The sequence below is a fragment of the Polaromonas sp. P1_E1_2 genome, from assembly GCF_056406035.1.
This window is the reverse complement of the sequence record NZ_JBFUAZ010000144.1, coordinates 1-8,035: the sequence shown is the minus strand read 5'-3', so window position 1 is coordinate 8,035 and position 8,035 is coordinate 1. Positions and strand designations below refer to the sequence as shown.

General features: G+C 59.5%; 8 protein-coding genes. 5 read left to right on the top strand and 3 right to left on the bottom strand.

Annotated features, from left to right (window positions below; translation table 11 throughout):
- Nucleotides 1-81: 81 nt before the first annotated feature.
- Nucleotides 82-393, top strand: coding sequence for a 30S ribosomal protein S20 (gene rpsT / locus AC1D1P_RS09210; protein WP_007864125.1), 312 nt, complete (start codon nt 82-84; stop codon nt 391-393).
- Nucleotides 394-514: 121 nt separating this feature from the next.
- On the opposite strand, the gene AC1D1P_RS09205 is transcribed toward rpsT, so the two are convergent.
- Nucleotides 515-835 carry a DUF3579 domain-containing protein gene (locus AC1D1P_RS09205; protein ID WP_411885285.1) on the bottom strand — a complete coding sequence of 107 codons (321 nt, stop codon included), beginning with the start codon at nt 833-835 and terminating at the stop codon, nt 515-517.
- Nucleotides 836-1,267: 432 nt separating this feature from the next.
- On the opposite strand from AC1D1P_RS09205, the gene AC1D1P_RS09200 reads away from it, so the two are divergent.
- Nucleotides 1,268-2,485, top strand: coding sequence for an acetylornithine/succinylornithine family transaminase (locus tag AC1D1P_RS09200; RefSeq protein WP_477672756.1), 1,218 nt, complete (start codon nt 1,268-1,270; stop codon nt 2,483-2,485).
- Entirely contained in the window at nt 2,482-3,426 is a 945-nt protein-coding gene (gene argF, locus AC1D1P_RS09195; RefSeq protein WP_477671382.1) for an ornithine carbamoyltransferase, read from the top strand. Before AC1D1P_RS09200 ends, argF begins: the two co-directional genes overlap by 4 nt.
- Before the next feature lie 52 nt (nt 3,427-3,478).
- On the opposite strand, the gene glk is transcribed toward argF, so the two are convergent.
- A complete protein-coding gene (gene glk, locus AC1D1P_RS09190) occupies nt 3,479-4,504 on the bottom strand; it encodes a glucokinase (protein WP_477672755.1) in 1,026 nt (341 codons plus the stop codon).
- A gap of 37 nt (nt 4,505-4,541) precedes the next feature.
- The gene (locus AC1D1P_RS09185) at nt 4,542-5,543 is read right to left on the bottom strand and encodes a Bug family tripartite tricarboxylate transporter substrate binding protein (protein ID WP_477671380.1); all 1,002 of its coding nucleotides are present in this window, start codon (nt 5,541-5,543) and stop codon (nt 4,542-4,544) included.
- 188 nt (nt 5,544-5,731) lie between these two features.
- Between AC1D1P_RS09185 and AC1D1P_RS09180 the strand changes: the two genes are divergently transcribed.
- Together AC1D1P_RS09180 and AC1D1P_RS09175 are read left to right on the top strand one after the other, a co-directional pair.
- A complete protein-coding gene (locus AC1D1P_RS09180; RefSeq protein ID WP_477672754.1) occupies nt 5,732-7,084 on the top strand; it encodes a class-II fumarase/aspartase family protein in 1,353 nt (450 codons plus the stop codon).
- A gap of 25 nt (nt 7,085-7,109) precedes the next feature.
- Nucleotides 7,110-8,035 (top strand): oxidoreductase (locus AC1D1P_RS09175; protein WP_477672753.1); only part of this gene is annotated, 926 nt, incomplete at its 3' end.

Sequence of the window (8,035 nt, the reverse complement as noted above, 5' to 3'; positions counted from 1 at the left end):
GTGAGCGACCGTGGGGGTATATAATCGTGGGCTTTGCTGCAACATCCACAGACTCCTCCCCAGGATTAAAGGAATTTATATATGGCTACCGCCAAACCCAAGAAAAAGAACCCCCGCCTCGCGTCGGGCCGTAAGCGCGTCCGCCAGGACGTCAAACTCAACGCTGCGAACACCTCGCTGCGCTCCAAATACCGCACCGCTGTGAAAAACGTCGAAAAAGCCGTTGCAGCCGGTGACAAAGACAAAGCCAAGGACCTGTTCGCCAAGGCCCAAAGCATTGTGGACACGGTTGCCGACAAGGGCATCTTCCACAAGAACAAGGCAGCGCGCGACAAGAGCCGCCTGTCCGCCAAGGTGAAAGCCCTGGCACTGGCCCCCGCAAAGGCCGCCTGAGCAATCAGGCAAATCGCCCGGACGGCATTCTGAAAATACCGTCCGCCGTTTTGTAGGGTGCGCTGCAGCAAAGCAAAAAAGCCGTCGAAAGACGGCTTTTTTGTTGGGCGCTTCGAAAACCTCAGTCTTTGCGCGGGGGATCCGGAATTAAACAGGCTTCGGCCACCTGTAAATCGTTGTCTTTGGCGAAGTTGATGGCGAAGTCCCAGGCCATGGGCTCGGCCTCGCGCAGCTCTGAGTTAACGACCACACACTTCACGCCGTTGATGACGGTGGGCACGCACCAGGGGGAGTAGGTCAGGTGGCTGCCGGGCTGCGGGCCGCCCGGGCGGAAATGGCTCATCACGCCGCACAACCTGTCGGCCCAGTCGCTGGGCCGGAAGGTTTTGCCGTCGCGGGTAATACCCTGAATGAAGACTTCTTTGGCGGTGTTGGAGACCATCGGATGGAGGGTTTTTGCGGCGCCTGACGTGGAAAGGGATCGTATTCACCCCATGCTGCACCGCACAACAATTCTATCTTATTTGCGACTCTTATATAAGACTTGATGCCTGATTTTCAACATCAGGAGGCGCCAGGCGCCTGCATTGCAGTGATGCAGGATCGTCACAAAAGCCTGCAAACTCTGCGCCTAAAATCAACCTGTACTCCGGCCCAAAGGTATCGGAACAAAGTGAAAGTGATGGATTCGGGCCTAGGCCTAGGCGCAAACCGCAGACATAGCTTTGGCTATGGCGAGGATTTGCAACGACGGCATGGGCTCGAAGGCGCACTTTCATGTTTCGATACCTCTGGGTCGGAGTACCTGGCCTGCTTCACTTGTTGCGGGCCTCCGATTTTCAGCCCTGTTACAGCCCTTGTTCCGGAGTTCTCCATGACCGCAGCCCTTCCCAAGCACATCGAAGCCGCCTCCCCTCACGTGATGAACACCTACGGCCGCCTGCCCATCGCGCTGGACCACGGCCAGGGCTGCCGCGTCTGGGACGTTAACGGCAAGGCCTACCTCGACGCGCTGGGCGGCATCGCCGTCAACACCCTGGGCCACAACCACCCCAAGCTGGTGCCCGCGCTGCAGGAGCAGATCGCCAAGCTCATCCACAGCTCCAATTACTACCATGTGCCGCTGCAGGAAACCCTGGCCGCCAGACTGGTGGAGCTGTCGGGCCTGGAAAACGTGTTTTTCTGCTCCACCGGCCTGGAAGCCAACGAAGCCGCACTCAAGCTGGCGCGCAAGTTCGGCCATGACAAGGGCATTGAGCGCCCGGAAATCGTTGTCTACGAGAAAGCCTTTCACGGCCGCAGCATCGCCACCTTGAGCGCCACCGGCAACCCCAAAGTGCAGGCCGGCTTCGGCCCGCTGGTTGAGGGATTTATCCGCGTGCCGCTCAACAACATCGATGCGCTGAAAGCGGCGACGGCCAATAACCCCAATGTCGTCGCCGTATTCTTTGAAGCCATCCAGGGCGAAGGCGGCATCAACAGCATGAAGGACGAATACCTGCGCGACGTGCGGGCGCTGTGCGACGAGCGCGACTGGCTGCTGATGATCGATGAAGTGCAATGCGGCATGGGCCGCACCGGCAAATGGTTTGCGCACCAGTGGGCGGGCATCAAGCCCGACGTGATGCCGCTGGCCAAGGGCCTGGGCTCTGGCGTGCCGATTGGCGCAGTCGTTGCCGGCCCCAAGGCCGCCCACATCTTTGGCCCCGGCAATCACGGCACGACTTTTGGCGGCAACCCGCTGGCCATGCGCGCCGGAGTGGAAACCCTGCGCATCATGGAAGAAGAAGGCCTGCTTGCCAACGCCGTGAAGGTGGGCGACCACCTTCGCGCGGCGTTGGCCCGGGAACTGGCCGGCGAAAAAGGTTTGAAAGAAATCCGCGGCCGCGGCCTGATGCTGGGCATTGAGCTGACAGTGCCGTGCGGCGAGCTGCTCGCCCGCGCCGCCGAAAACGGCCTGCTGCTGAGCGTGACCGCTGACACCGTGATCCGCATGGTGCCTTCGCTGATCATGACCACAGCTGAAGCCGACGAAGCGGTGGCCATCCTGGTTCCGCTGATCAAGCAGCTTTTGAAAGAGAAAAACGCGTGACCACTGCGATCCCCTCCACGCCTGCTGCCGTGCGGCACTATTTGCAGTTCAGCGACCTGAACGCGGCCGAATACGCCTATGTTTTCGAGCGCGCCGCCATCATCAAGAAGAAGTTCAAGGCCTACGAAAAACACCAGCCCCTGGTCGACCGCACGCTGGCGATGATTTTCGAAAAAGCTTCGACGCGCACGCGCGTGAGCTTTGAAGCCGGCATGTACCAGTTGGGCGGCAGTGTGGTGCACCTGACCACCGGCGACAGCCAGCTGGGCCGTGCCGAGCCGATTGAAGACAGCGCCAAGGTCATCAGCCGCATGGTCGACCTGGTGATGATCCGCACCTTCGAGCAAACCAAGATCGACCGCTTCGCCGAGCACTCGCGCGTGCCGGTCATCAACGGCCTGACCAATGAATTCCACCCTTGCCAGATCCTGGCCGACATCTTCACCTACATCGAGCACCGCGGCTCCATCAAGGGCAAGACAGTGGCCTGGGTGGGTGACGGCAACAACATGGCCAATACCTGGCTGCAGGCCAGCGAAATCCTCGGCTTCAAGGTGCACGTGAGCACCCCGGGCGGCTACGAGGTTGACCAGTCCATCGCCGGCATCCGTTCGGCCGAAAGCTACAAGGTCTTCAAGGACCCGATGCAGGCGTGCGCTGGTGCCGACCTGGTCACCACCGACGTATGGACCAGCATGGGCTATGAGGCCGAAAACGAAGCACGCAAGAAAGCTTTTGCGGACTGGTGCGTAGACGCCGAAATGATGGCCGCGGCCAAACCCGACGCGCTTTTCATGCATTGCCTGCCTGCCCACCGCGGCGAAGAAGTCGAAGCCGAAGTGATCGACGGCCCGCAGTCCGTGGTCTGGGATGAGGCTGAAAACAGGATGCACGCACAAAAGGCACTCATGGAGTTCCTTTTGCTCGGGCAGCTCGCGTAAACACTGAGCGATCAACGATAGGGCATGAGTTCCATCGGCACCGCGAGCCGCGTCACCCGTCTCGCGGAACACCAGGCACTGAAGCGGACGGGCTGTCCAACGCAATTGCGGCACCGCGAAGCGCAGGTGATTGCCCGGACTGAATGACGTACACCGGCACGTCTGCCAGAAACTGTGCAAAGCGGCCCTTTGCCTTGAAGCGTTGCCCAAACGCCGTATGCTCGAAAACTTCTCCCATGCGCGGAACGATGCCGCCGCCGATAAATATCCCGCCGCGAGCGCCGAGCGTCAGTGCCAGATTGCCCGCGACCGTTCCGAGGAACGCGCAGAAAAGATCGAGTGCTTCGCGAGACCAGGGATCACCCCCATCCAGTGCTGCCGACGCTACGGTCGCCGCATCAAGCCCGGCGTCAGGTGCACAGCCGTCAACCTCTTTGATGGCCAGGTAAATATCGACCAGGCCCTGGCCGCATACGGCTCTCTCGGCCGAAACATGCCCGTAGCGGCGGCTTAGCCAACGGAGTACCGCTTGCTCACGCGGTGTGCAAGCCGCCAAAGTAGCATGCCCTCCCTCCCCCTCGATCGGGATCCAGCCACCCTGCCCGTCGGGCAACAGCCCCGAAACGCCCAAACCGGTACCGGGCCCGATCAAACCCATCGCAGCGAAAGGGGCGGCCTTTGCGCCCTGAACCTGACGCAACTCCTCTGGCTTCAGCGTGGGCAGCGCCAGGGCCAGCGCCGTAAAGTCATTCAGCACCCGCAGCTTCGCGAATCCAAATTGCTCTTTCAGTGCCTTGATCGAGAAAGTCCAACGATGATTGGTCATTCGCACCTGATCCCCATGCACTGGATTGGCAATCGCGATTGCGCAGTCAGGAGGGGCGCTTCGCCCCACGACGCCCAGGTAATGCCGGATTGCATCCGCAAGGCTGGCACATCCAGCACAAGGCAATATCACCAGGTCATCGATGGATGCCCCGGCACCGGCACCGGCCTGCCACGCGAAGCGTGCGTTGGTCCCGCCGATGTCGGCCAAAAGCCGCCCACCGCCGCCAGGACTGCCGGGCAATGCAGTCATCTTTTTTTATCGCAACCGGGCCAGGATGAGCCGCTCGTCATTCCATGGTGATTTTTGCGGTCTTCACAATTTCGCGGTACAGCGAGGCCTGTGGACCGACGAACGCACGAAGCTCACGGCCGGTCATCGGAGCGACCGTGATGCCGGCTTCCGCCAGCTTTGTGCGCACGTCTGACTGCGCGAGTGCGTCCAGCAATGCCTTTTCATAAGCGGCCACGATAGAGGGGGAGGTTCCCGCTTTCACAAACAGGCCTTGCCAGAGCGGCAGCGAAATTCCGTTGAAGCCCTCTTCCTCGCCAATGCGCCTGACATTCGGCAGTTGCGGAACGCGTGCACTATCCGACACCGACAGGGCCTTGATCTTGCCCTCCTTGAGAAAGGGCATCGCCGTCGACAAGACCAGCACCGCGCTGTCTACCTGGCCACCCACAAGATCATTCACGATCTGGGCACCACCACGGTACGGGATATGCAACATTTCCACCTTTGCCCGCTTGTTGATAAGCGACCCATAGAGATGTTGCATCGTCGCAATTCCGGGTGTTGCGTAATTGAAGTTCTCTTTACCGCTTTTTCTCAGCGCGCCCGCCAGGTCGGAAAGCGTCGCGTGGGGCGAACCCGCGGGGACGGCGAATACCAGCGGCACCGTGGTCATTCTTCCAACCGGCAGAAGGTCCTTCTCCCAATCCAGCCTGGTCTTCGGATTGACCATGGGCACCAGCACGGTATCCGTACCTCCCATGTAGATCAGGTTACCGTCAGCTGGCGCATTGAGCACTTTTTGCGCGGCAATCATGCCGCTGGCGCCCGCAACGTTCTCGACGATGACCTGACGCCCCAGGCGCTTTGACAGTTCGGCCCCCACAACACGGGCAACCAGGTCGGCACTGCCGCCGGCAGAGTACCCGACTATCAGCGATACAGGCTTGTCCGATTGTGCGCGGCCAATGCCCGGTAATAACGCGCCGGCGCCCAGCAAGGCAAGCTGGTTCAACAGCCTGCGACGCCCGGATCGCTGGCGAGCAAAAAAATCTTCCATGACGTGTCTCCATGTTTTATGTACCCGCTGAATGCATGGCGAGTATATTGTATTTGTATTTATTGTAATTTGTATTAATTTTAAATTTATTCTATATAAAACATAGAATTACACAAATACAATATGTATCAATCAAAAATTTTAGCGAGCATGCCAATAGGCTTGCCGCGTCACAATCCAAGCCGTCCATGAATACCAGTATGTTTGAATCATTTATTACCGGCCACTGGTTCAGCGGCGAAGCCAAACGCATCTGGAGCGACAGGGCCACGTTGCAGGCATGGCTCGATGTTGAAGCAGCACTGGCTCATGCCCAAGCCGAACTCGGCGTCATTCCCACCGAGGCTGCGCAAATCATCGGGAAGAAGGCCGATGCCCGGCTCTTCGATCTGGAACGCCTGTCCCGGGACATCGCGTTTGCTCAACATCCGCTCGTTCCCGTCCTCTCCCAGTTCGAGGAACTGTGCGGCGACCCAGCGGCGGGCTATATCCATTGGGGGGCGACGACCCAGAACATCTTCGATACCGCCAGTTCACTGCAGATGCGCGAGACACACCACTTGTTGACGGGTCATCTGGATGCAGCCATCGCCACACTTGGCAGGCTGGCGCAGGAACACCGGGCAACGGTGATGGCGGGCCGTACACACGGTCAACATGCATTGCCAATGACGTTCGGCTTCAAGCTTGCCGGCTGGATCGACGAACTGGATCGGGATYGGGATCGCCTGACGCAGCGTCTGGCCTCGTCGTTCGTCGCGTGCATGGGCGGTGCGATAGGCACTTTCGCAGCGATGGGCATCAAAGGCCGGACCGTGGAAGCGCGCATGGCCGAGCAACTCGGGTTACCGCCAGCCGGGCTGCCAAGCCGTTCGTCTTACGACCGCGTGTGCGACTACATTTCAGCACTGGGGCTGCTTGCAGGTTCCGCGCAGAAAATCGCGCAAGACGTCGTATTCATGCAGCGCACAGAAATCGGGGAGATTGCGGAAGCGTTTCACATGGGCAAGGTAGGCAGCTCGACCATGGCGCAAAAACGCAATCCGTCCACCGCGCTGCTGTTGGTCAGCCTTGCGCGCATGATGCGGATGCGGGTGCCTGCGGCCCTTGAAGCAATGGTGCGAATGGACGAAGGCGACTCGTCGGCAACCAACGTGACCGACACCTTGCTTCCAGAAATCGCCGTCATCTCGGCGTCCATTGCCGAGACCCTTGCCAGGCTGGCAAAGGGTCTTACCGTGAACACTGAGGCGATGCGGCACAATCTTGAATTATCGAACGGCCTGATCGCTTCAGAAGCCGTCATGATGCGGCTTACCAGGCTGATGGGACGCCACGAAGCACACAAGGTACTCTACGAAGCAGCGCAACGGTCCCAATCCGAAGGCGTTCCGTTTATAACAAGCATCAGTGAGCACCCGATGTTTGCAAAGCATGGGCTTCCTGAGGGCCTGGCCCAGGCCCTTGTTGCGAGCAACTATGTGGGCGAATCGGCGGCAATCACGATTGAGACGGTCGAGCGCGTGATGCAACCTCGATAAGCGGTCAACCTAAAAGGGACACCTTGTGCTTAAAACTCTCTCCGTTGGCATCGTCGGTTACGGTTACGCCACCAAAACGTTTCATGCGCCTTTGATAGCTGGAGTCCCGGGGCTCAGACTTGCCGCGATTTCAAGCAGCAATCCTTCCAAGGTGTATGCCGACTGGCCCGACGTGCAGGTCGAGGCAACTGCAGAGCGGATTTTTGCGCGTCCGGACATTGACCTTGTGGTGATACCAACACCCAACGACACACATTTTTCGCTCGCTTGCGCAGGGCTGGCCGCGGGCAAGCATGTGGTGGTCGACAAACCCTTTACGGTAACGTTGGACGAAGCGCGGCAATTGCAGGCAAAAGCACAAGCCGCTGGGCGCTTGCTTTCGGTCTTCCACAACCGTCGCTGGGATGCAGACTTCCTTACGCTGCGCCAGGTCATTGCCTCCGGTGAGCTGGGGAAAATCGTTCATTTTGAATCGCACTTCGATCGCTACCGGCCGGAAGTTCTTGCCCGTTGGCGCGAACAAGCCGATACGGGCGGTGGACTCTGGTACGACCTTGGAGCCCATTTGCTGGATCAGGCACTGCAGCTATTCGGGCTTCCCGAATCGATTGCACTCGACCTGGCAGAACAACGCAATGGCGCAAAGACTCCCGACTGGTTTCACGCCGTGTTGCGCCATGGCCAAAGCCGGGTCATTCTGCATGGCAGTGCCCTGACGCCGGCGCCGGGGTCGCGCTTCACAGTGCATGGAAGCCTGGGCAGTTTCCTCAAGATGGGTCTTGATCCACAAGAAAATGCGCTAAAAGCCGGAAAGCATCCACCCGCCCTGGACTGGGGAGTTGATCCCTTGCCTGCCGAGGTTTCAGTTTGGACGGACGGCGCTTGCGTAAGGCGCGAAATAAACTGCGTTGCGGGTGACTACCCTGCCTACTACAGCGCAGTACGCGATGC